Annotated in this window: 19 protein-coding genes and 1 pseudogene; 5 read left to right on the forward strand and 15 right to left on the reverse strand. The window is 64.8% G+C overall.

The annotated features are described in order from the left end of the window. The 3 genes and pseudogenes from B2527_RS19420 to B2527_RS19430 form a co-directional block, all read right to left on the reverse strand. Nucleotides 1–330 (reverse strand): efflux RND transporter permease subunit (locus tag B2527_RS19420; RefSeq protein ID WP_293717336.1); only part of this gene is annotated, 330 nt, incomplete at its 3' end. Nucleotides 331–354: 24 nt separating this feature from the next. Further along, nucleotides 355–1524, reverse strand: a pseudogene (locus B2527_RS19425) (efflux RND transporter periplasmic adaptor subunit); the annotation flags it as partial. Beyond that, the gene (locus tag B2527_RS19430; RefSeq protein WP_293717338.1) at nucleotides 1524–2186 is read right to left on the reverse strand and encodes a TetR/AcrR family transcriptional regulator; all 663 of its coding nucleotides are present in this window, start codon (nucleotides 2184–2186) and stop codon (nucleotides 1524–1526) included. The gene B2527_RS19430 and the pseudogene B2527_RS19425, both read right to left, overlap by 1 nt. A gap of 254 nt (nucleotides 2187–2440) precedes the next feature. Between B2527_RS19430 and B2527_RS19435 the strand changes: the two genes are divergently transcribed. The 4 genes from B2527_RS19435 to B2527_RS19450 all read left to right on the forward strand — a co-directional run bounded on the left by B2527_RS19435 (nucleotide 2441) and on the right by B2527_RS19450 (nucleotide 11355). Continuing rightward, the gene (locus B2527_RS19435; RefSeq protein WP_293717339.1) at nucleotides 2441–7423 is read left to right on the forward strand and encodes an NAD-glutamate dehydrogenase; all 4983 of its coding nucleotides are present in this window, start codon (nucleotides 2441–2443) and stop codon (nucleotides 7421–7423) included. A gap of 292 nt (nucleotides 7424–7715) precedes the next feature. Continuing rightward, entirely contained in the window at nucleotides 7716–8480 is a 765-nt protein-coding gene (locus B2527_RS19440) for an NAD kinase (RefSeq protein WP_293717340.1), read from the forward strand. Nucleotides 8481–8578: 98 nt separating this feature from the next. Continuing rightward, nucleotides 8579–9523 (forward strand): 5'-nucleotidase, encoded by a 945-nt coding sequence (locus B2527_RS19445; protein WP_293717341.1) that lies wholly within the window; start codon nucleotides 8579–8581, stop codon nucleotides 9521–9523. 458 nt (nucleotides 9524–9981) lie between these two features. Continuing rightward, nucleotides 9982–11355, forward strand: a complete 1374-nt coding sequence (locus tag B2527_RS19450; protein ID WP_293717342.1) for an NAD(P)-binding domain-containing protein — start codon at nucleotides 9982–9984, stop codon at nucleotides 11353–11355. 15 nt (nucleotides 11356–11370) lie between these two features. Here B2527_RS19450 and B2527_RS19455 read toward each other — a convergent pair whose 3' ends face one another. From B2527_RS19455 to asnS, 12 genes are all read right to left on the reverse strand, one after another. Next, complete coding sequence (locus B2527_RS19455; RefSeq protein WP_293717343.1) at nucleotides 11371–11925, reverse strand: DUF2939 domain-containing protein; 555 nt, start codon at nucleotides 11923–11925, stop codon at nucleotides 11371–11373. A 19-nt stretch (nucleotides 11926–11944) separates the two neighbouring features. Beyond that, entirely contained in the window at nucleotides 11945–12418 is a 474-nt protein-coding gene (locus tag B2527_RS19460) for a hypothetical protein (protein ID WP_293717344.1), read from the reverse strand. Between the two features lie 71 nt (nucleotides 12419–12489). Then, a complete protein-coding gene (locus B2527_RS19465; RefSeq protein WP_293717345.1) occupies nucleotides 12490–13176 on the reverse strand; it encodes a DUF2461 domain-containing protein in 687 nt (228 codons plus the stop codon). After that, on the reverse strand, nucleotides 13173–14612 hold the full coding sequence (sbcB, locus tag B2527_RS19470; RefSeq protein WP_293717346.1) for an exodeoxyribonuclease I: 1440 nt from the start codon (nucleotides 14610–14612) through the stop codon (nucleotides 13173–13175). Before sbcB ends, B2527_RS19465 begins: the two co-directional genes overlap by 4 nt. Further along, a complete protein-coding gene (locus tag B2527_RS19475; protein ID WP_293717347.1) occupies nucleotides 14612–15982 on the reverse strand; it encodes an FAD-dependent oxidoreductase in 1371 nt (456 codons plus the stop codon). The genes sbcB and B2527_RS19475 overlap by 1 nt, the downstream gene beginning before the upstream one ends. Nucleotides 15983–16000: 18 nt before the next feature. Further along, complete coding sequence (gene kynU / locus B2527_RS19480; protein WP_293717348.1) at nucleotides 16001–17275, reverse strand: kynureninase; 1275 nt, start codon at nucleotides 17273–17275, stop codon at nucleotides 16001–16003. Nucleotides 17276–17325: 50 nt separating this feature from the next. Beyond that, nucleotides 17326–17853, reverse strand: coding sequence for a 3-hydroxyanthranilate 3,4-dioxygenase (locus B2527_RS19485; RefSeq protein WP_293717349.1), 528 nt, complete (start codon nucleotides 17851–17853; stop codon nucleotides 17326–17328). A gap of 219 nt (nucleotides 17854–18072) precedes the next feature. Continuing rightward, a complete protein-coding gene (can, locus tag B2527_RS19490; RefSeq protein ID WP_293717350.1) occupies nucleotides 18073–18735 on the reverse strand; it encodes a carbonate dehydratase in 663 nt (220 codons plus the stop codon). Nucleotides 18736–18816: 81 nt separating this feature from the next. Beyond that, on the reverse strand, nucleotides 18817–19461 hold the full coding sequence (locus tag B2527_RS19495; protein WP_293717351.1) for an FMN-binding negative transcriptional regulator: 645 nt from the start codon (nucleotides 19459–19461) through the stop codon (nucleotides 18817–18819). 9 nt (nucleotides 19462–19470) lie between these two features. Further along, on the reverse strand, nucleotides 19471–19782 hold the full coding sequence (locus B2527_RS19500) for a hypothetical protein (protein WP_293717352.1): 312 nt from the start codon (nucleotides 19780–19782) through the stop codon (nucleotides 19471–19473). After that, nucleotides 19779–20084, reverse strand: coding sequence for a hypothetical protein (locus B2527_RS19505; protein ID WP_293717353.1), 306 nt, complete (start codon nucleotides 20082–20084; stop codon nucleotides 19779–19781). The genes B2527_RS19500 and B2527_RS19505 overlap by 4 nt, the downstream gene beginning before the upstream one ends. Before the next feature lie 256 nt (nucleotides 20085–20340). Then, the gene (asnS, locus tag B2527_RS19510) at nucleotides 20341–21735 is read right to left on the reverse strand and encodes an asparagine--tRNA ligase (protein WP_293717354.1); all 1395 of its coding nucleotides are present in this window, start codon (nucleotides 21733–21735) and stop codon (nucleotides 20341–20343) included. 150 nt (nucleotides 21736–21885) lie between these two features. On the opposite strand from asnS, the gene B2527_RS19515 reads away from it, so the two are divergent. Continuing rightward, nucleotides 21886–22224 carry a HesB/IscA family protein gene (locus B2527_RS19515; protein WP_293717355.1) on the forward strand — a complete coding sequence of 113 codons (339 nt, stop codon included), beginning with the start codon at nucleotides 21886–21888 and terminating at the stop codon, nucleotides 22222–22224. The last annotated feature ends 221 nt before the right edge of the window (nucleotides 22225–22445 follow it).

The following is a 22445-nucleotide window of genomic DNA, read 5'->3' on the forward strand; positions in this document are numbered from 1 at the left end:
CTTGTTCTGCACCTGCACCTGGGCGATATCGGCATCGGTGCCGCTGTCGAAGGTCAGGGTGATGGTGACGCGGCCGGTGGAAGACGACGACGAGCTGAAATACATCAGGTTGTCGATGCCGGTCAGCTGCTGCTCGATCACCTGGGTGACGGATTTTTCCGCGGTGGACGCACTGGCGCCCGGGTAGTTGGCGGTGACGGTCACCTGCGGTGGCGCCACGCTGGGGTAGGACTCCACGCCCAGGTTGAGGATCGAGATCACGCCACCAAGCGAGATCAGGATCGCCACCACCCAGGCGAAGACGGGATGTTCGATGAAAAATTTAGGCATGACGGGGTCCCGTTAGTCCTTCTTTGCCGGCGCCGGTGCAGCCGGGGCGGCGGCCGGCTTGGCGGCGTCGGGCTGCCACGGCTTGGCGGTGGCGGGCGCGCCTTCCTTGACCTTCTGCACGCCGGACACGATGACCTGGTCGCCTGCGGCCAGGCCGGAGGAGATCAGCCAGTTGCCGCCCTGCTGGTTGTCCAGGGTGACGTTCTTGCGGACGACCTTGCCGTCCTTGCCCACCACCAGCACGTAACCGCCCTGGGTGTCGCGCTGCACGGCTTGCTGCGGCAGCAGGAAGGCGTTGTTGCGCTCGCCCAGGTTGGCCTTGAAGCTGACGAAGGAGCCCGGCAGCAGGATGTGGTTGGGGTTGGGCAGCTGCGCGCGCAGCGATACCGTGCCGGTGGCCGGGTCGACGGTGGTCGAGGAGAAGTCCAGCGTGCCTTCCTGCGCGTACGGGGTGCCGTCGGGCAGGTTGACCTGCACCGTGGTCTTGCCGTCACCGGCCAGTGCCACCGCGCCCTTGTCCTGTGCCGCGCGCAGTGCGCTCAGCTCATCGGCGGTCATCGAGAAGTTCACGTACAGCGGATCGATCTGGTCCACCGTGGTCAGCAAGGTGACATCACCCTGGCCGACCAGGGCGCCTTCGGTGACCTGCTGCTTGCCGGCCTGGCCGGCGATGGGCGCGGTCACGCGGGCGTAGCCCAGGTTGATGCGGGCGGTGGCGACGGCGGCCTGGGCCTGCTGCACGGCGGCGGCGGCTGAGCGCTCGGTGGCCTCGGCATTGTCCAGGTCCGACTTGGAGACATAGTTCTGCGGGGCCAGTGAACGCGCGCGGTTGGCGGTGGCTCGGGCATTGGCATAGCTGGCGCGGGCCGATGCCAATGCGGCCTCGGCCGACGACAGCGAGGCCTGCAGCGGCGCCGGGTCGATCAGGAACAGCACCTGGCCTTCCTTGACCGTGCTGCCTTCTTCGTAGACGCGCTTCTGCAGCACGCCGGCCACACGGGCGCGGACGTCGGCCGAGCGGTACGGCGACAGCCGGCCGACCAGCTCGCGCTGCAGGGGCAGGGTCTGCGGCTTGGCATCGACCACGCCTACTTCCGGCGGTGGCGGTGCAGCCTGTTGCTCGGCTTTCTTGCAGGCGGAGAGGGTCAGTGTCGCGGCGCAGGCCAACGCGAAGAGACGGAGTGAGGCAGTCATCAGGAGAAACTCCGGGTGTTGTTTTTATCTGTGGGTGCGTGGGCTGCGCGGTCAGACGCAAAGGCGCGCAAAAAACCGTCAACGGCAAACTCGGCCCAGCGACGCCGTTGTCCGGGGTCGTCGCGGTGGACTGCGTGGAAGCGCTGGCGTTCGAAATCCTGGCCCGCAATCATGCTTATTAGCAGCTCGGCCATGAAATGCGGGTCGTCATGGGTCAGGCGCCCACGGGTTATTTCGGTCTGCATCCATTCAGCTACGTGATTGCGCATGGCCTCGCCGCTGCCGGTATAGATGAAGCGCGCTTCATCACGGAATTCATGCGCGCTGGCGGCGATCAGCTGCGAGGTGCGGCGGGCGTGGGGACGGTTGCGTTGCTCCAGGTAGCTGGTGGCGAACTCCAGCAGGATGGTACGCAGGCTTTGTTGCGGGCAGGTGGTGAGTCCCTCGGTGGCGGCACTGACATGCAGCTGCATGGCCTGGCTCAATAGCTCGCGCTTGTTGCCGTAGCGGCTGTACAGCGTCTGCTTGGAGCAGCCGGCGCGCGCGGCCACCGCGTCCATGCTCAGCCGCATGCCCTGGGTTGCCAGCAACTCCCGCACGGCTTCGAACACGCGTTCGTCACGGATGTCACGGACGGCAGTGGGGGCAGGGGGCGTGGACATAAGCGGTGGACTATACCGTCCAGTTCAGAATATCTGCAACGTAATTCTGCTTTCAGTGTGCGGTGTGCTGCCTGGTGAGCAAGCGAGATTCAGGTGGCAGACATGCTGCGCTGCCAGACCATGCCGAAACGCGCAGTTCGCGCGGAGTTTTCTGCTCACTTCAGCGCAATAAATGCGGCCCTGCAGCAAGGTTCTTTTTGTTGCCGACGATACAATCGCGGTTTCTCCAACCGAGCAACACCCAAAGCTCTGCCATGAAATCGCAAAACAGTGCTGCCAAGTCCGTAAAGACGAAATCCAAACCGGCTGTGAAGCAGAACAAAGCAGACGCCGGCCTCTCGCTAGAACCGGTATTTGCAGCCTTGCGGAAGCGTTATCCCGCTGCGGCCGCGCAAGCGCAGGCAGTGGCGTTTGCTACGGCGTTCTACAAGCGCATGGAGGCCGACGAGTTCACCCTGCACTCGGCCGATGACTGGGCGGTGCTGGCCGCCGGCATGCTGGAGTTCGCCCGCAGCCGCAAGCCGGGCAAGGCCAATGTGCGGGTGTTCAACCCGACGCTGAAGGCCGATGGCTGGGAATCGGCCCACACCGTGCTGCAGATCGTCAACGACGACATGCCGTTCCTGGTGGACACGGTAACGTTGGCGCTGGCCGAGCAGGGCATCGGCGTGCATGTGCTGGGCCATCCGGTGATCAGCATTGGCCGTGACAAGGCCGGCAAGCTCAACGGCGTGGGCGAGGGCAAGCTGGAATCGGTGATGCTGCTGGAGATCGATCGCCAGCCGGCCGATGCGCTGGATGCCGTTGCCAAGCGCGTGACCGCCGCATTGGATGACGTGCGCGCCATCGTAAATGACTGGCAGCCGATGACCGACAAGGCATTGGCGCTGGCCGAGGACCTGGGCAAGCGCACCCTGCCGGTAAGCAAGGCCTCGCGCGCCGAAGCGCAGGAGTTCCTGCGCTGGGCCGCCGACAACCATTTCACTTTCTTCGGCTACCGCGAATACAAGGTGGAGAAGAAGGGCAAGGAAGAAGTGCTGGTTGCCCAGAACGGCACCGGCCTGGGCCTGATGCGCGGCAAGGACACCATGGTCGCGCGCCCGGTCAAGGGCCTGGCGGCCGAAGGCCTGAATGCCACCAGCAGCCTGCACGATGCGCTGATCCTGACCAAGACCAATGCCCGCTCGCATATCCACCGCGGCGGCTACATGGACTACATCGGCGTGCTGGAATTCGACGCCAAGGGCAAGATCATCGGCGAGCAGCGCTTCCTTGGCCTGTTCACCTCCAGCGCCTACAACCGCCGCCCGTGGGAAATCCCGCTGGTGCGCCAGCGCTATGAAAACGTGATGGCGCGTTCGGGCCTGAGCCTGTCCAGCCACAGCGGCAAGGCACTGCGCCACATCCTGGAGTCGCTGCCGCGCGAAGAGCTGTTCCAGTCCAGCGAGGACGAGCTGTTCCGCACCGCCATGGGCGTGCTGGGCCTGCAGGAGCGCGTGCGTAGCCGCCTGTTCCTGCGCCGCGACAAGTTCAGTCGCTTCATCTCGGCGCTGGTGTTCCTGCCGCGCGAGCGCTTCAACACCGACGTGCGCCTGCGCGTGGAAAGCATGCTGAAGGACGCCCTGCAGGGCGAATACGTCGATTCCAGCGTGGTGCTGGGCGACTCGCCGCTGGCCCAGGTGCACCTGATCGTGCGCCCCAAGGCCGGTCAGAGCCTGGAGTTGGATGTGGAAGGGATGGAGAAGCGTTTGGCCCACGTGCTGCGCAACTGGCAGGACGATCTGCGCGAAGCGCTGGTCGGCAGCCACGGCGAAGGCGAAGGCCTGCGCATTGCCTCGCGTATTGGCAAGGCCCTGCCGGCAGGTTATATCGAAGACTCCAGCGCTGAAATCGCTGCGGCCGACGTGGCCCAGCTGGACGCGCTGACCGGTCCGGACGATCTGCGCCTGAGCCTGCAGGCCACCCGCCGTGACGACGTCGACGGCCTGCGCCTGAAGCTGTACCGCCAGCTCAAGGACATCCCGCTGTCCGACGTGCTGCCGATGATGGAAAACATGGGCCTGCGCGTGATGGCGGAGCGCCCGTACAAGCTGATGGTCGACGATGCACCGGTGTACGTGCAGGACTTCGAAGTCGAGTCGGCCATCGGCACGATCGACCCGGCCAATGCCAATGCCGCCTTCAGCGACGCCTTCGCACGCGTCTGGCACGGCGACGCCGAGAACGACGGCTTCAACCGCCTGGTGCTGGGCGCCGGCCTGGACTGGCGCCAGGTGTCCATGCTGCGTGGCTACTGCAAGTACCTGCTGCAGATCGGCGTGCCGTTCTCGCAGGCTTATGTGGAAGGCACCTTCAACCGCTACCCGCTGTTGGCGCGCCTGATCGTGGAACTGTTCGAAGCCCGCTTCGAGCCGACCCCGGCAAGCGACAAGGCGGTGCTGGATGCACAGCTGGCCCAGTTCAAGCTGCTGGCCGGTGACGATGCTGCCACCCTCAAGCTGCTCGAGGGCGTGGTCAAGGCGCGCAAGAGCGACCGCAATGCGCGCATGGCGCTGGTGCACGAGGTGCTGGTCAAGCTGCTGGACGGCGTGTCCAGCCTGGACGAAGACCGCATCCTGCGCAGCTTCATCGGCGTGATCGAAGCCACCCTGCGTACCAGCTATTACATGGTCCGCAAGGACGGCGTGCGCGCCGATGGTGGCCCGGCTGACTACATCAGCTTCAAGTTCGACGCCGCCAAGGTGCCGGACCTGCCCAAGCCGCGCCCGTACCGCGAAATCTTCGTGTGCGGCCCGCGTGTGGAAGGTACCCATCTGCGCTTCGGCCCGGTTGCCCGTGGCGGCCTGCGCTGGTCGGACCGTCGCGAAGACTTCCGCACCGAGGTGCTGGGTCTGGTCAAGGCACAGATGGTCAAGAACACCGTGATCGTGCCGGTCGGCTCCAAGGGCGGCTTCTTCGCCAAGCAGCTGCCGGATCCGTCGGTGGACCGCGATGCATGGTTCGCCGAGGGCGTGGCCTGCTACAAGCGCTTCATCAACGGCCTGCTCGACATCACCGACAACATCGTCAACAACAAGATCGTGCCGCCGCAGGGCGTGGTGCGTCATGACATGGACGATCCGTACCTGGTCGTCGCTGCCGACAAGGGCACCGCCACGTTCTCCGATACCGCCAACGGCATTGCCCGTGCGCACGGTTTCTGGCTGGACGACGCGTTCGCCTCTGGTGGTTCGGTCGGCTACGACCACAAGGGCATGGGCATCACCGCGCGTGGTGCGTGGGAGTCGGTCAAGCGCCACTTCCGTGCACTGGGCCGTGACTGCCAGAAGCAGGACTTCACCGTGGTCGGCGTCGGCGATATGTCCGGCGACGTGTTCGGCAACGGCATGCTGCTGTCCGAGCACATCCGCCTGGTCTGCGCCTTCGATCACCGCCACATCTTCCTCGACCCGAACCCGGTGGCTGCCAGCTCGTTCAAGGAACGCGCGCGCATGTTCAAGGTGCCGCGTTCGAGCTGGGCGGACTACGACAGCAAGCTGATCAGCAAGGGCGGCGGCATCTACCCGCGTTCGCTCAAGTCGATCGAGATCACCCCGGAAGTGCGTGAGGCACTGGGCATCGACGCCAGCATCAAGGCGATGAACCCGACCGACCTGATCAATGCCGCGCTGAAGGCACCGGTTGACCTGCTGTGGAACGGCGGTATCGGCACCTACGTCAAGTCGGCAACCGAGAGCAATGCCGATGTTGGCGACCGAGCCAACAACGGCCTGCGCGTCAACGGTGGCGAGCTGCGCTGCAAGATCGTGGGCGAGGGTGGCAACCTGGGCATGACCCAGCTCGGCCGCATCGAGGCCGCACAGGTTGGCGTGCTGCTCAACACCGACTTCATCGACAACTCGGCCGGTGTGGATACCTCCGACCACGAAGTCAACATCAAGATCCTGCTCAACGACGTGGTGCGCGCCAAGAAGCTCACCGTGGACCAGCGCAACAAGCTGCTGGCCTCGATGACCGGCGAGGTGGGCGAGCTGGTGCTGATGGACAACTACCGCCAGAACCAGGCACTGAGCCTGATGGAGCGGATGAGCAGCAAGCGCCTGGGTTCCAAGCAGCACTTCATCCGCACGTTGGAGAAACAGGGCCTGCTGGATCGCCAGATCGAGTTCCTGCCGTCCGACGCCGAGCTGTCGGCGCGCAAGCTGCGTGGCCAGGGCCTGACCCGTCCGGAACTGGCGGTGCTGCTGTCGTACTCCAAGATCGTCGCCTTCCAGCAACTGCTGGAGTCGGACATTCCGGAAGATCCGTACCTGTCCAAGGAGCTGCTGCGTTACTTCCCGCAGCCGCTGCAGAAGAAGTACGCCGACGCGATGGAGCGTCACCGCCTGAAGCGCGAAATCATCGCCACGGCGGTGACCAACCAGACCATCAACCGCATGGGCGCCACCTTCCTGATGCGCATGCAGGAAGACACCGGCCGCACCGTGGCCGAGGTTGCCAAGGCCTACACCATCAGCCGTGAAACGCTGGATGCACGTGCGCTGTGGGCGCAGATCGACGCGCTCGACGGCACCTTGCCGGAAGCGGTGCAGGTGGATGCGCTGGAAGTGATCTGGAAGCTGCAGCGCTCGTTCGTGCGTTGGCTGCTGACCCGTCCGGGCGCGATGCCGGGCATCACTGCCGCGGTGGACCGCTACCAGGGCCCGTTCAACGACATCCGCGTCGCTTCGGGCGTGCTGCCGGATTCGCAGCGCCCGGCCTACGAGGCCAGCGTTGTGGCGTGGAAGGAGAAGGGCTTGCCGGCGGCACTGGCACAGCAGTTGTCCGAACTGCAGTTCCTGGAGCCGGCGTTCGACATCATCGAACTGGCGCGTCCGCGCAAGCTCAAGCCGGTGGACGTGTCCAAGGTCCACTTCCGCCTGGGCGAAGCCCTGCAGATGCCGTGGCTGTTCGAGCAGATCGACGCGCTGGAGGTCAACGGCCGTTGGCATGCGGTGGCCCGTGGCGTGCTGCGCGACGAGCTGGCGGCGCATCAGCGTGCCCTGACCGGCCAGGTGCTGTCGATGAAGGGCGCAACTGCCGAGGCCAAGGTGGCAGCGTGGGTGGGCCGTGATGACAGCGGCCTGCGCTTCACCCTGGCAATGCTGGCCGAGCTGGCCGAGCAGAAGACGCTGGACTACCCGACCGTGTCGGTGGCGGTGCAGCGTCTGGGCCAGCTGGCGGCGCACGGCGCTTAAAGCGTCTGGTGTTTTGGTTTGGAGAACGGGCCCTTCGGGGCCCGTTTTTTTTGGTCAAATCAAGAGCTTCCCCCTCTCCCCAACCCCTCTCCCGCAAGGGGAGAGGGGCTAAAGCTGCAATTGCTGGGATAGCTCGCGCTCGGGGATTGCTAGCCCCTCTCCCCTTGCGGGAGAGGGGTTGGGGAGAGGGGGCAGCTCTCACTCCACCCATCAGTTACCAACCCAACAAACGCACCCGTCGGCACACCCGCGGGTTATCCTCGCCGTCCAAGCCGAACCGAAAGACGCGCCCGTGTCCCCCCGAATTGCTTTCCTCGCCAGTACCGTCGAGGCCGCACAGCAGGCCCGTGCCACCTTGGCAGCCCGTTACGGCGACCACAGCCCGGAAGAGGCCGATGTGATCTGCCCGCTGGGCGGCGATGGTTTCATGCTGCAGACCCTGCATCGCCATGGCAGCAAGGGCAAGCCGGTGTTCGGCATGAAGCTGGGCACCGTCGGCTTCCTGATGAACCACTACCGCGATGACGACCTGCTGCAGCGTCTGGCGCTGGCTGAACCGGCCCACCTGCGCCCGCTGGAAATGATCGCGCTGACCGAATCCGGCACCACCACCGGGTCGCTGGCCTATAACGACGTGTCAATGCTGCGCCAGACCCGCCAGGCCGCGCATATCGGCATTGACCTCAACGGCCAGCAGCGGGTGGAGGAACTGATCTGCGATGGCGTGCTGGTCTCCACGCCGGCCGGCAGCACCGCCTACAACTACTCCGCGCATGGCCCGATCCTGCCGCTGGGCTCGAACACCATCGCGCTGACGCCGCTGGCCCCGTATCGCCCACGTCGCTGGCGCGGTGCCATCCTCAAGGCCGAGACCGAAGTGCGGTTTCGGGTGCTCGATCCCTATAAGCGCCCGGTCAGCGTCACCGCCGATTCGCATGAAACCCGCGACGTGGTGGAGGTGACCATCCGCGAATCGCGCGAGCGCCAGGTGACCCTGCTGTTCGACCCCGAGCACAACCTGGAAGAACGCATGCTCAGCGAGCAGTTCATGGTTTGAGGGCAGAGATTGGGGATGGCGGGATTCGGGATTGGGGGAAGCGCGGCGCTTCCGGGTAGACTGGGTCCCGTTCCTTGATCGTATTGGGTTCATCGTCCATGGGTGACAACACTCCCCGGCTGCTTACCGTTGCGGTTACTTCGCGCGCACTGTTCGATCTCGAAGAAGGCCACGCCCTGTTCGAACGCGAAGGCTTGGAGGCTTATGCCGCCTACCAGCGCGCGCACGAGGACGATGTGCTCAAGCCTGGCGTTGCCTTCCCGGTGGTGCGCAAGCTGCTGGCACTCAATGATGGAGCGCCGGTGGAGACGCCGCGCGTGGAAGTGATCCTGCTGTCGCGCAATTCGGCCGATACCGGCCTGCGCATCTTCAACTCCATCCAGCACTACAAGCTGGATATTGTGCGCGCCACCTTCACCGCCGGTGAACCAACCTGGCCGTATGTGAAGCCGTTCGGCACCGATCTGTTCCTGTCGGCCAACCCGGATTCGGTGCGGCGCGCTTTGGTCAATGGCATCGCTGCCGCCACAATCCTGCCGCAGAGCGCACAGGAGGTGGCCGCCGCTTCGGCAGCGGCTACCGATACCGGCCGCTCCAAGACCCAGCTGCGTATTGCCTTTGACGGTGATGCGGTGATCTTTGGTGATGAGAGCGAGCGCATCTCGCGCGAACAGGGCGTGGAAGCCTTCGGCCGCCACGAGCGCGAGCGTGCACACGAACCACTCAGCGGTGGCCCGTTCCGCAATTTCCTGTCGGCGCTGCACGCCCTGCAGGCGGCCTTCCCACCGGGTGAATCGGCGCCCATCCGCACCGCGCTTGTCACTGCGCGCTCCGCGCCGGCGCATGAACGGGTGATCCGCACGCTGCGCGAGTGGGGCGTGCGATTGGACGAGGCGCTGTTCCTTGGTGGCCGCCACAAAGGCCCGTTCCTGGAAGCCTTTGGCGCCGATATCTTCTTCGATGATTCGCAGCACAACATCGACAGCGCACGCCAGCACGTTACCGCCGGCCATGTGCCGCACGGTGTCGCCAACCCCGATTGAGCCGCAGGGCAAGCGCGGCGTGAGCCGCCGAGCCCTTGGTTCATCAGCAGCGTGCCGTTCATCGCCAGGGCCTGGGGCCTGGATGCCTCCGCCATGTAGAACCTTCGACTGGGGACGGTACGGCCGGCCGGTTGTGGTGCGTTGTTCATCGCATGTTAGGATGGGGCCGCATCTGCGGGACTTCTTTCACAACGGCAATCCTGCCGCAGCCTGATCTGCACGAACACAGCAGATCCCTCCCGCACAGCACCCACCCGGTGATCCAGGGGCGGGGCCTGTCCCCGACCGGTAGCGTCAACGTACCTGCCATTCCCTTTCGCGCTGCCTTGCGTGGCGGCCGGGTGTTTCGCGCGCCGCGCGGGACTGGACGCATTGTCTCTCCTGCACGGTGCATAACGCGCCCTTGCGCAGTGCCGTCGCGTCCGCGCGTTGGCAGCTACACAGGAGAAACAACCCGAATGACCATGCGTATCGCCATTCTTGGAGCCGGCCCCAGTGGCCTGGCACAACTTCGTGCCTTTGAATCCGCCCGTCGAGGTGGGGCTGAAGTGCCAGAGATCGTCTGCTTCGAAAAGCAATCCGATCTGGGCGGGATGTGGAACTACACATGGCGTACCGGGCTGGATGCTTATGGCGAACCCGTACATGGCAGCATGTACCGCTACCTCTGGTCGAACGGCCCGAAGGAAGCGCTGGAGTTTGCCGACTACAGTTTCGAAGAGCATTTTGGCCGCCCGATCGCCTCTTATCCGCCCCGCGCCGTGTTGCGCGACTACATCATGGGCCGCATTGAAAAAAGCGGCGTACGCGAGCAGATCCGCTTCAACATGGCGGTGCAGTGGGTGGACTACTCGGAGGAAACCGAGCGCTTCACCGTCACCGTGCGCGACCTGAAGAAGGACGAGCTGGTTACCGAGGAGTTTGATCGGGTCATTGTTGCCACAGGCCACTTCTCCACCCCGAACGCGCCGTTCTTCGAGGGCGTGGATCGCTTCCCGGGGCGTGTGCTGCATGCGCATGACTTCCGCGATGCCTGCGAGTTCGCCGACAAGGACCTTCTTCTGGTGGGTAGCAGTTACTCGGCCGAGGATATCGGCACGCAGTGCTACAAATACGGCGCAAAGTCGGTGACCTTCAGCTATCGCAGCGCCGCCACCGGCTATGACTGGCCGGCCGCATTCGAGGAAAAGCCGCTGTTGCAGCGCGTGGAGGGCAATACCGCGCACTTCATCGATGGCAGCAGCAAGGACGTAGATGCGATCGTGCTGTGCACCGGCTACCAGCATCACTTCCCGTTCCTGCCCGATGCGCTGACCCTGCGCACCCGCAACCGGCTGTACCCGGGTGATCTGTACAAGGGCGTGTTCTGGATCGACAACCCCAAGCTGATCTACCTGGGCATGCAGGACCAGTACTACACCTTCAACATGTTCGATGCGCAGGCCTGGTATGCGCGCGACGTGATCCTCGGCAAGATGGCGCTGCCGACGACCGAGGCAATGCGGGCCGACAGCGAAGCATGGCTGGCGCGCGAGGAAGCAACGACCTCGGCCGAGCAGGACATAGATTTCCAGACCGAGTACGTACGCGATCTGCTGGACGCCACCGACTACCCGGATTTCAATGTCGAGGCCGTGGCCACACTGTTCAAGCAGTGGAAGCACGACAAGAAGGAGGACATCCTGGGGTATCGCAACTACAGCTACCGCTCGGTGCTGACCGGTACGCTGGCGCCGTTGCATCACACGCCGTGGATGCAGGCGATGGATGATTCGCTGGAAGCCTTCCTGGCCGACAGCGAGGTCGAGGAAGCGCCGCGCAGGATTGCCTGACGCCGTAGGCGCCGGTCAGCCCGGCGCCTGTCCCAAGGGCAGCTGGATGCTGGTCAGGCGCCAGCGCAGGCCTTGCCGGCTGAGCACGAACACCACTTCACGACCGTCCTGCAGATGGGTGGTCGCGGTGAAGCGGGACAGCGATTCGTAGCGCCCACTGGTATTGGCCAGGGGTTTGGCCGGGGAGGGCGGCGCCCAGGTGTCACCGCCGACGGTGTCGCCGATGGCACGCTTCCACAGGCTGTCACCTTGCAGGATGGCGGCAATGCCCAGCGGGGTGACAAAGGTATCCACACCGGCACCGGCCAGATTGCCGGCCACGCCCAGGGCCACCTGCCCGAACAGACTGGACTGCATGTCGCTGCCGGCCTTGCGCACCACGTAGTCATTGAGCTGCGCCTTCATGTCGACCCGCACCGCGGCGAAATCGACATGGCGCGCGAGCTTGCCGGTATCGCGCTGCTCGATGGCCTGGCTGATGCCGCGTATCGCCAGCCAGGGGCCGCCGATGACATAGGCGGCCAGCAGCACCAGAACCGCGACAAGGGCGACGGGTATCCACTTTTTCATTGCAGCGCAGTCCTCGCTATCAGGGATGGGTGGGGCCGCGTGCCTCGGCCCAGCGGCGCAGCATCACCAGGGTTTCGGCCCAGGCCTGGCTGCAGAAGCCCAGGTATTCGCTGTCGCCATTCCAACCCAGGTGATGGAACTCCAGTACGGTCATCGGCTCGCCTTCATGCGGCAGCCCGCGCCAGGCACCCGGGCTGGCCCGGCGTGACAGCGCGAAGCGGATATCGGTGCCGGTCCAGGCCGAGGCCGGGCTTTGTGGCGGGTGGCGGCTGATCACTTCCCAGCGGATGCAACGCTCGGGAATGATCTCCAGCACCTTCAGCGCGACCACGCCATGGCCGGCGCCGGGGTTGTGGCTGATCACGGTGTCGCCATCGATCACGGACTGCTGGTGTGCAATCCACCATTGGCTCAGCCCCTCGGCCGTGGCCAGCCCGGCATATACGGTGGCCAGTGGGGCATCGATCCAGACTTGGTGATGGATGCTGGTCATGGCGGCGTCCTGTCAGAGGTTGCCGCCAAGCGTGCCGCAAACCCGCCTGGTTTGCGTGAAGCCCACGCCAATCAGAATTCCAGGTCCAATGCGGCGCACAGGTAGTCGACGAACGGACCGAGTGCGGCCAGGTCCTTGGCCAGGGTCTGGCGGAGGCGCGGGCCCGTCATCACCTCATCGTCCAGGGAACGCCACAGCACCCAGTTGCGGTGCTTGAGGTCGTCGATGAACTCGAAATCGACCGGGAAGCCGCGCGGCGGCCGTACCAGCTTCTCGCTGGTTTCGAATTCATAGCGCTTGCGGGTAGCCGGCGCATGCGCGGAGGCCTTCCAGCTGCCGGGGTTGTCGAAGATGAACTGCCGCAGGCGGCGCTGTACGTCTGGTTCCGGGTGCCAGATGCCGGCGCCGACAAAGCTCTCGCCCGGGGCCAGATGGATGTAGTACGACGGCGCCGGTACCTGCTTGCGGCGCTCATGGAACAGCCGCGCGCCCTGCCAGGTCTTGTACGGGGTCTTGTCGTGGGAGAAGCGCGAGTCGCGGTAGATGCGGAACAACGAGCCGCCGACGGTGCGCGGGTCGGCCTGGAAATGCGTGCTGACCTGCGCCAGGTCAGGCTGCAGGTCGGCGATCAGGCGCAGGAAGGGCTGCCGCACATAGTCTTCGTATTGCTGCTTGTGCTCGGCAAACCAGGTCTTGTCGTTGTGCCGGGCCAGGCCGCGCAGGAACTTGAAACTGGCATCGCTGAAGTACTGGGTCATGGTGTGTCCTGCAGGGTATGGCGCCACTGCTCCAGTGCATCCAGCAGGGCCAGCGACGCCGGGTTGTCCTTGTGTTCCTCGCGCAACGCGGCAATCTGCGCGCTGTATTCGGCCAGGGTCTGCTCCGCCAGACCGGGGGTGTTGAAACGCTGCTGACGATACGCATCCCAGCGTGAGCGCGCGGTGGCATCCAACGTCTGCGGATGGTTGCGGGCGCGGTAGCGGAACAGCAGCTCGGGCAGGCGCGGGTCACGGAAGCGCTGTTCCAGTTCGGCCAGGGCTTCCGGCGGTGCGGTGCGCACCTTGCTCAGCAGGGCCTTGTCGCCCTCGGCCAGGAAACCGTCGTAGAGCGATGCGTCGGCGTCGATGGGGCCGTCATTGACGCGCTCGCGGGCAAACACCTGGCGGGCTTTCTCGGCCAGTTGCGGGCCGAGCGCGCGCAGCTTTTCCGCCTTGGCTTCGACCGCGGCCGGGTCGATGGCAAGGCGCTGGAAGTCGGCCTCGCGCAGATGGTTCCAGGCCACCAGTGCCGGCACCTTGTTCAGGTGTACTTCCTTCAGCGGAATACGCTGTTGGCCTTCCGGCAGGTCGGCAGCGCGGGTATACAGGCGCGCAGTGATTTCCTCGACCGACAACTCCAGCAAGGGCTCGATATCGCCTTCCAGGTCGAACACGATGACCCGGTTGTTGATGTGTGGGTGGCGCGCCAGCGGCAGCACCGGCGCGGCGCACAGGCGGCTGGCCGGGTAGCGCATCGAGATATGCAGTACCGGCTCCATCGCCACCACGTCGAGCAGGCTGCCGACATAGCGTTTGTCGCGCAGGCGCAGCGCGTAATCCCACATGCGCGGCTGTGCCTGACGGAAGCGCTTTGCCATGCCGATGGTGGCGTAGACGTCGGACAGTGCCTCGTGGGCGTCGCCTTGGCGCACGTCATTGGCCAGTGCCAGGTGCTCAAGCTTGAACGAGGTGGCACCGTCTTCGCGCAAGGGCCAGTTGATGCCCTCCGGGCGCAGTGCATGCACCAGCCGCAGCATGTCGAGCAGGTCCCAGCGCGAGTTGCCGCTGCGCCATTCGCGCTCGTAGGGATCATGGAAATTGCGGAACAGGCCATAGCGCACGAACTCATCATCGAAGCGCAGGGTGTTGTAACCCAGCGTGCAGGTCTGCGGCCTGCTCATCAACTCGTTGATGCGGGCGAAGGCCTCGGCTTCGCTGACACCTTCAGCCAACGCATGCTGCGGGGTAATGCCGGTGATCAGCGTGGCAATCGGCGAGGGCAGCAGGTCGTCGGCCGGCTTGACGTAGAAGCTGACCGGCTCGTCGATGACTTTCAGGTTGGCATCGGTGCGCACCGCGGCGAACTGGGCGATGCGGGTACGGCGTGGGTCCTGGCCAAAGGTTTCCAGGTCGTAGAACAGGAAGCTCTCGGCCATCAGTGCGCTCCTTCCAGGACCGGCAGACGGTCGTGGACAACCCGCTCCAAAGCGGCCCAATCGATGTTGTCCAACGAATCATGACCGGCGGTGGCGTCGGCCAGGATGGTCTGCTGCAGACGGGTACGCTCCAACGCAATCGCATACGGCGTGTGCAGGAAGGTGACCATCGTGTAATGCGGCACGAAGCGGGTTGGCCAGCGTGCCTGCAGGGCCTGCTCCAGCTCGCGCTGCAGCAGGTAGCTTGGATCGGCGACGCGGTCGCGCATTTCCAGATAGTTGTCCAAGGCCATCTGCTGGATGGCGGCGGCATTGGGTTTGCGCTCGGCTTCAAATGCGGCGAAGGCTTCTTCGGTGCCGGGATGCTCTGCGAGGCAACGCGCCAGCACCACGCAGTCTTCGAACGCGCAGTTCATGCCCTGGCCGTGGAATGGCACCATCGCATGCGCAGCGTCGCCGATCAGCACCGCCTTGCCACGCTGATGCCAACGTTCCAGGTACAGCGTGCCGAGCAGACCGGGCGGATGCTGTTCCCAGTCGGCGCGCAGGTTCGGTATCAATGGCAGTGCATCAGCGAAGTCGCGCTGGAACAGGGCTTCCGCTTCGGCACCGTTACGCACCGTTGCGAAGCTGGGATCACCTTCGTTCGGCAGGAACAGGGTGACGGTGAACGTGCCTTCGTCATTGGGCAGGGCGATGCACATGTAGTTGCCGCGCGGCCAGATGTGCAGGGCATTGGCTTCGATCTGGAAGCTGCCGTCCGCGGCTGGCGGAATCTCCAGCTCCTTGTACGAATGATCAAGGAACTCGATGCGCTCGCCCAAGGGCCGCTTGCGGTTCATTGCCGCACGCAGCGCCGAACCGGCGCCATCGGCACCGATCAGCGGCGTGTTGAAGTGGATATCGTGCGGCTGGTCGTCGCGGTCATCGATGAAGCGTGCATAGCCTGCATCGAAGTCCACGGTATGCAGGCGGCGGTGGAAATGCACGGTCGCACCCGCTTCCTCGGCCAGCTGCAGCAAGGTGGTGTTGAGGTCCTTGCGGTGTACCGACCAGATCACTTCGCTGTCATCGCGGCCGTAGCGCTGCAGGTCGGCTGCGCCCTGGCGTGGGTGCACCATGCGCCCGCGCATCATCACCGCCTTGGCCATCACCTCGTCTTCGACGCCAGCCTGACGCAAGGCGTTACGGCCGCGTTCGGCCAGCGCCAGATTGATCGAGCGACCGGACTCGTAGTCGGCGATGCGCGGATCGCCACGGCGTTCGTAGATGGTGATCTTCCAGCCCTGCCGCGACAGCAGGATGGCAAGCAGGGAGCCGGCCAAGCCGGCGCCGATCAGGGTGAGGCTGCGTGGGGTGGGGGTGTTCAAGTCACAGTATTCCGTTGGTCAGACGCCAGCCCAGGTTTCCACTTCATCGACGAAGCGGTAGACATCGCTGTAGCGGTTGTACAAAGGCGTGGGCGAAATGCGGATGACATCGGGTTCGCGCCAGTCGCCGAGCACACCCACCGATTGCAGGTACTCGAACAGCGAGCGCCCCTGCGCCCGGCCGCCGGCCACCCGCAGCGACAACTGGCAGCCACGGCGCTCGGGTTCGGCAGGCGTGATGATCTGCAGCACATGATCCAGGCGCGCACGCACCATGGTTTCCAGGTAGCCGGTGATCTTCAGCGACTTGGTGCGCAATGCGTCCATGCCGGCCTCGTCATACAGCGCCAGCGATGCACGCAGCGGCGCAAGCCCAAGCACTGGCGGGTTGCTCAGCTGCCAGCCTTCGGCGCCCATCTCGGGCACGAACTCCGGTGCCATCTGGAAGCGGGTGGCCTGTTCGTGGCCCCACCAGCCGGCGAAGCGCGGCAGTGAGGTGTCCTTGGCATGGCGTTCATGCACGAAGGCGCCGGCAACCGCACCGGGACCTGCGTTCAAATACTTGTAGTGACACCACACTGCGAAATCCGGTGCGACGTCGTGCAGGTTCAACGGCACGTTGCCGACCGAGTGGGCGAGATCGAAGCCGATGTTGGCGCCGTGCGCCCGTGCCAGGCGGGTGATTGCGTCAAGATCGAACACCTGGCCGGTGCGGTACTGCACGCCCGGCCACAGCACCAGCGCGACGCGCTTGCCATGCTGGTTGATGGCTTGTTCGATGGCCTGCATTGAAATGGTGCCGTTGGCTTCGTCCGGCCGCACCTCGATCAGGTCCGTGGCCGGATTGAAGCCGTGGAAGCGGATCTGTGCCTCGACCGCATGACGGTCGGTCGGGAAAGCACCGGCTTCCATCAGGATTGCAGGGCGTTCGCTGCTGGGGCGGTAGAAGCTGACCATCATCAGGTGCAGGTTCACGCTGAGCGTGTTCATCGCCACCACTTCATGCGGCAGCGCGCCGACCACGCCGGCCAGCGAATCGCGCACCAGGCGGTGATAGCTCAGCCATTGCGTCGGACCGGTGAAGTGGCCTTCGACGGCGATGCGGCCCCATTGATCCATCACCTCCTGCACCATCGCCTGCGCGCCGCGTGGCTGCAGGCCCAAGGAGTTGCCGACGAAGTAGGCCTGGTCGGCACCCTGGTGCTGCGGGATCAGGAACTGACTGCGCAGGTGGCGCAGCGGATCGGCAGCATCAAGTGCGGTGGCATGAGCGGGTGACAGCGTTTCGTTCATCGGTGCGGACACGTCGAGGATGTAGCCGCAGTGTAACCGCGCCCGGCCGCTCAGGCTTCCGGCGTGACCGGTTTTGGCAGTGGATGCACGGCCCCACATTGGCTGCAGGTACGGTGTTCGGTCGAGGCATGGAACCGGTCGAAGACCTTGGGCAGATCGGTCTCGATGTTCTTCAGGTGGAAGAACTCCTCGTAGATCTTGTGGTTGCACTGCTGGCAGTACCACATGAAGCCATCCAGTTCATGGTCCAGGCGCTCGCGCTCGACCACCAGGCCGATGGAGCCGGGCATGCGTTGCGGGGAATGGGGCACGCGCGGCGGCAGCAGGAATATCTCGCCGGCCCGGATGGGGATGTCGCGTACTGCGCCGTCTTCCTGCACCCGCAGCACCATTTCGCCTTCGAGTTGGTAGAACCATTCCGGGCCCTCGTCGAAATGGTAGTCGCTGCGGCTGTTGGGGCCGGCGACCACCATGACGATGAAGTCACCGTTCTCGATCATCTTGTTGCCAACCGGCGGCTTGAGCAGGTGGCGGTGTTCTTCGATCCAGCCGAGCAGGTTCAGCGGTAAGGGGAGCATGCGGGGCCTTTGTGGTAGCGGTGCAGTTGCTGTTCCCTTCTCCCTGCGGGAGAAGAGCCTGTCCCCGCGAAGGCGGGGATGCCCGGAGGGCAATGCTTTTGAATTTCCTTCTCCCCTCGGGAGAAGGTGCCCGGAGGGCAGATGAGGGTCGGTTGCGCCTTGAGCGCGGACCTACCCTCACCCCAACCCCTCTCCCGAAGGGAGAGGGGCTTCAAGCAGTCAGTGCCTTTTGCCCTTCCGTGGCACAAACGACAGCGCCTTCTCGTACGCCGGCTGCAGCTCCTCCGGCGAGCCCACATCAATGCCCATCTCGCTGACCCGGCCGTCGCGCAGGCTGTAGACCCAGCCGTGCACCATCAGCTTCTGGCCGCGGGCCCAGGCGTCCTGCACGATGGTCGAGCGGCAGGCGTTGACCACCTGCTCGATCACGTTCAGTTCGCACAGGCGCGCGTGGCGCAGCTCCGGATCGTCGATCTGCGAAAGGATTTCATCGTGCTTCTGGGCGACATCGCCGACATGCCGCAGCCAGTTGTCGGCCAGGCCCACGCGCACGTGGTTCAGCGCCGCATGCACGCCGCCGCAGCCGTAGTGGCCGACGATAAGGATGTGCTTGATCTTGAGCTGGTCCACCGCGTACTGGATGACGCTCAGGCAGTTCAGGTCGGTATGCACCACCACGTTGGCGACATTGCGGTGCACGAAGATCTCGCCCGGGGCCATGCCGATGATCTGGTTGGCCGGCACGCGCGAATCGGAGCAGCCGATCCACAGGTATTCCGGGTTCTGCTGCTTGGACAGCTGGTGGAAGAACTCCGGATCTTCGCGTTCGATCCGGTCCGCCCAATCGCGGTTGTTCTGCAGCAGTTTATGGATGTCTTTCATGGTGAAGCTTCCCTTGCGATCTGGAGGGGGAGGGCGCCGCCAACGCAATCCGTGGCGGCGTCGCGGGAAACGCAGCGCGGGTCAGGCATTGCCCGGTGCCCCGCGCTCACTGCGGTAGAGCTGCATCCACTGCGCCAGCTCGCAGGCCTGCGGCGTGGCCAGGGCCTGCAAGGCCGAGGTCACTGCCAACTGGTTGGCCTGCGGATGGTTCTGGCTCAGTTTCAGCTTGATCTGGATCTGCTGCACCTGCAGGCGGAAGCCTACGATGGCGCGCAGTGACGGGCGGTGAGCATCCAGGGTGGGATCAAACCGCCAGTCCTGGCCGGCGCGGGACTCGAACAAGGCGCTGCTGTCGGCCAGCAGCTGGCCCAGGCTGGGAGAGTCGTCGAAGCACTGCAACTGACCCACCAGCTCGGCAGCGGCGTAGTTCCAGGTGGGTACGCGCGCGGCGCTTTCCTTGTCCGGGTACCAACTGGCCGAGACATAGCCGTGCGGGCCGTTGACCAGCACCTTGGCGCGGCCGCCCTGGCGCGATTGCGGGTTGGCCCGCGCCCAGTGGCCCAGCAGTTCGACCTGTTCGCCTTGGCGCCGGTACAGCACCGGCAGCCGGGTCAGTTCCGGCAGGCCATCGGCGCCGGTGGTCAACAAGGTCACAAACGGATCACGTTCCAGCAGGCGGTCCAGCCAGTGCAGGTCGGTCTCGGCGAATGCGCCCTGGGAGAACATCAGTGCGGGTCAGGCCCTGCTGCCCAACGACTGCACCATGCGCCCCTGCAGGCTGTCGTCGTCGCCCTGCGGCGGTTGGATCTCGTGCAGGGTGAAGCCGCGCTGCAGGGCGTCTTCCTCGTCCAGGCCGTCGAAGGCGACGAACTCGGCGTCGAACAGCTGCGCGCGGGCGGTGTCCTCGCTGTCATAGCTGAGCGTATTGCCGTCGCTGTCCAGCACCTCGGCGGTACCGGCCGGGCGCACCCGCAGGCGGGCCCAGATCAAGGTGTTGCCGAGCTGTGCCAGCCACCACTGGTCTTGCGGGGTGTCGATATCGTTCATTTCATTACCTGCGAAAAAAGCCACAACAGCAGCGCCATGCCCAGCCCGCCGAAGGTCACCAGCAAGGCGATGCGGGCGGGCGTCGCTAGTCCGCTCAAGGAGCGGTCGGCGACGCCGGTGAAGCCGCGCCGCAACAGCCAGCGCAGGCTTTCCGGTTTGAGGAAGGCGCCGTCGCCGAACTCGGCGGCCAGCGCCGGGTGCCGATCACGGATGTGGACCAGCGTCAACGGCCAGAAAATCAGGAAGGCACTGAGGCCGGCGATGGCCACCCCGACGAAACACAATGCGAAGAAAAGCGTCATGCCTGCGGGAGGGTGCAGATGGAGGCGAGAAGCGAGAAACAGCGTTTTCCGCTCGCACGGTGAGACTTCGTTTTCCTCTCGTTCCTCACGTCCCGCTCCTCTCGATGGACACCCCGAAGAAACACAATGCGAAGAAAAGCGTCATGTCTGCGGGAGTGAACAGATGGATATGAGAAGCGAGAGACAGCGTTTTCCGCTCGGGCGGTGCGACTTTGTTTTTCTCTCGTTCCTCACTTCTCGCTCCTCTTTCCTGCTCTTAGAATTCCGCCGAGCCCGGTGCGCGCGGGTACGGAATGGCGTCGCGGATGTTGGACAGGCCGCAGACGTAGACCACCAGGCGCTCGAAGCCCAGGCCGAAACCGGCATGTGGCACCGAGCCGTAACGGCGGAAATCGCGGTACCACTGGTAGTGTTCCGGATCCAGGCCGAACTGCGCCATGCGTGCGTCCAGTACGTCCAGGCGCTCTTCGCGCTGGCTGCCGCCGATGATCTCGCCGATGCCCGGGGCCAGTACGTCCATCGCCGCGACGGTCTTGCCGTCGTCGTTCAGGCGCATGTAGAAGGCCTTGATGTGCTCGGGGTAGTTGGTCACCACCACCGGGCGGCCGACATGTTCCTCGGTCAGCCAGCGCTCGTGCTCGGTCTGCAGGTCCAGGCCCCATTCCACCGGGTAGTCGAACTTCTTGCCGGACTTCTGCAGCAGGGTGATCGCATCGGAATACTCGATGCGCTCGAACGGCGCATTGACGAAGGCTTCCAGGCGGGTGATGGCGTCCTTCTGCACGCGCTCGGCGATGAAGGCCATGTCGTCGGCGCGCTCATCGAGCACGGCGCGGAACAGGTACTTCAGGAACTCTTCGGCCACGCGGGCGTCTTCGGCCAGGTCGGCGAACGCGATTTCCGGCTCCACCATCCAGAACTCGGCCAGGTGGCGGGTGGTGTGGCTGTTCTCGGCGCGGAAGGTCGGGCCGAAGGTGTAGACCTTGCTCAGTGCCAGGCAGTAGGCCTCGACGTTGAGCTGGCCGGACACGGTCAGGAAGGTTTCCTTGCCGAAGAAGTCGCGGCTGAAATCGATCTCGCCATCGCCGGTACGCGGCAGGTTGGCCAGGTCCAGCGTGGAGACGCGGAACATCTGGCCGGCACCTTCGGCATCGGAGGTGGTGACGATGGGGGTGCTGATCCAATAGAAGCCGTTCTCGTGGAAGTAACGGTGCACGGCCTTGGACAGGCAGTCACGGATACGGGTCACGGCGCCGAACAGGTTGGTGCGCGGGCGCAGGTGCGCCACTTCGCGCAGGAACTCCGGCGACATCGGCTTGGGCTGGATCGGGTAGGTCAGCGGGTCTTCGACCCAGCCGACGATTTCCAGGCTCTGGGCCTGGATTTCGAAGCTCTGACCCTTGCCCTGGGACTTGACCAGGGTGCCGGTGGCGATCACCGAACAGCTCGGGGTCAGCTTCTTGATGTCTTCGAAATTGGCCAGCGCCTCGGTGGCCACGACCTGGATCGGTGCAAAGCCCGAACCATCGCTGACGTTGACGAAGGCCAGTCCAGCCGAGCCGCGCACCGTGCGGACCCACCCGCGGACTGTGACTTCTCCGCCTTCCGGGAACTTCCCGGCAAGGGCGTGTGCAACGCTGACCACCGTCATGACTTGAATCCTCTGTTGATCGACTCGATCTGTGAATGCGTGATTTTAGCGGGTGTGCCGCGGTCAGGCGAGGCATTTATCGGGGCTTGCGGTCCCGCAGTGCCGCCCGCATCTATAATTGGACCGTAATTCTGCTGGAGTCGCCCCACCATGGCTGTTCATCTGACCCCGATTGCCCATTCCCGCGTACAGCGTTTCGTCAGCAGCACCCCGGGGGCGCTGGGCCTGCGTTTTGGCGTGACCCGGACGGGTTGCTCGGGTTGGGGCCATGTCACCGACCTGGCCAAGGACGAGCGCGAGGGCGATACCGTGTTCGAGCAGGACGGCGTTCGCATCTATGTGGATGCCCAGAGCCTGCCGCTGGTGGATGGCACCGAGATCGACTTCGGCAAGCAGGGCCTGAGCGAGACCTTCACCTTCAAGAACCCCAATGCCGCGGCCGAATGCGGCTGTGGTGAGAGCTTCACCACCGACGATATGCACCGCTGAGGAAGGCGATGGCTAGGCTTTTGTAGGGGGCGGCATAAGCCGCGAAGCAGGTCAGGTGTCGTGGCCGGGAAGGTCTGGGGCACGGGGGCGCTTCCCCCTGTAGAGCCGAGCCATGCTCGGCTGGGCGTTACTGGCGATGTCCGGGATTTTGCATGAGGCTCCCTGCCGAGCATGGCTCGGCACTACGGGTTGGCTTTGCCAGGAAAGCCTCTGCCGAGCAT

This window comes from Stenotrophomonas sp. UBA7606, from assembly GCF_002477705.1.
Classification (GTDB): Bacteria; Pseudomonadota; Gammaproteobacteria; order Xanthomonadales; family Xanthomonadaceae; genus Stenotrophomonas.

What these genes read in the sequence shown, in the direction of transcription:
- B2527_RS19430 (WP_293717338.1), bottom strand. Translation starts at nt 2,186, where the DNA reads ATGTCCACGCCCCCTGCCCCCACTGCCGTCCGTGACATCCGTGACGAA.
- B2527_RS19435 (WP_293717339.1), top strand. Translation starts at nt 2,441, where the DNA reads ATGAAATCGCAAAACAGTGCTGCCAAGTCCGTAAAGACGAAATCCAAA.
- B2527_RS19445 (WP_293717341.1), top strand. Translation starts at nt 8,579, where the DNA reads ATGGGTGACAACACTCCCCGGCTGCTTACCGTTGCGGTTACTTCGCGC.
- B2527_RS19450 (WP_293717342.1), top strand. Translation starts at nt 9,982, where the DNA reads ATGACCATGCGTATCGCCATTCTTGGAGCCGGCCCCAGTGGCCTGGCA.
- B2527_RS19455 (WP_293717343.1), bottom strand. Translation starts at nt 11,925, where the DNA reads ATGAAAAAGTGGATACCCGTCGCCCTTGTCGCGGTTCTGGTGCTGCTG.
- B2527_RS19460 (WP_293717344.1), bottom strand. Translation starts at nt 12,418, where the DNA reads ATGACCAGCATCCATCACCAAGTCTGGATCGATGCCCCACTGGCCACC.
- B2527_RS19465 (WP_293717345.1), bottom strand. Translation starts at nt 13,176, where the DNA reads ATGACCCAGTACTTCAGCGATGCCAGTTTCAAGTTCCTGCGCGGCCTG.
- sbcB (WP_293717346.1), bottom strand. Translation starts at nt 14,612, where the DNA reads ATGGCCGAGAGCTTCCTGTTCTACGACCTGGAAACCTTTGGCCAGGAC.
- kynU (WP_293717348.1), bottom strand. Translation starts at nt 17,275, where the DNA reads ATGAACGAAACGCTGTCACCCGCTCATGCCACCGCACTTGATGCTGCC.
- B2527_RS19485 (WP_293717349.1), bottom strand. Translation starts at nt 17,853, where the DNA reads ATGCTCCCCTTACCGCTGAACCTGCTCGGCTGGATCGAAGAACACCGC.
- can (WP_293717350.1), bottom strand. Translation starts at nt 18,735, where the DNA reads ATGAAAGACATCCATAAACTGCTGCAGAACAACCGCGATTGGGCGGAC.
- B2527_RS19495 (WP_293717351.1), bottom strand. Translation starts at nt 19,461, where the DNA reads ATGTTCTCCCAGGGCGCATTCGCCGAGACCGACCTGCACTGGCTGGAC.
- B2527_RS19500 (WP_293717352.1), bottom strand. Translation starts at nt 19,782, where the DNA reads ATGAACGATATCGACACCCCGCAAGACCAGTGGTGGCTGGCACAGCTC.
- B2527_RS19505 (WP_293717353.1), bottom strand. Translation starts at nt 20,084, where the DNA reads ATGACGCTTTTCTTCGCATTGTGTTTCGTCGGGGTGGCCATCGCCGGC.
- asnS (WP_293717354.1), bottom strand. Translation starts at nt 21,735, where the DNA reads ATGACGGTGGTCAGCGTTGCACACGCCCTTGCCGGGAAGTTCCCGGAA.
- B2527_RS19515 (WP_293717355.1), top strand. Translation starts at nt 21,886, where the DNA reads ATGGCTGTTCATCTGACCCCGATTGCCCATTCCCGCGTACAGCGTTTC.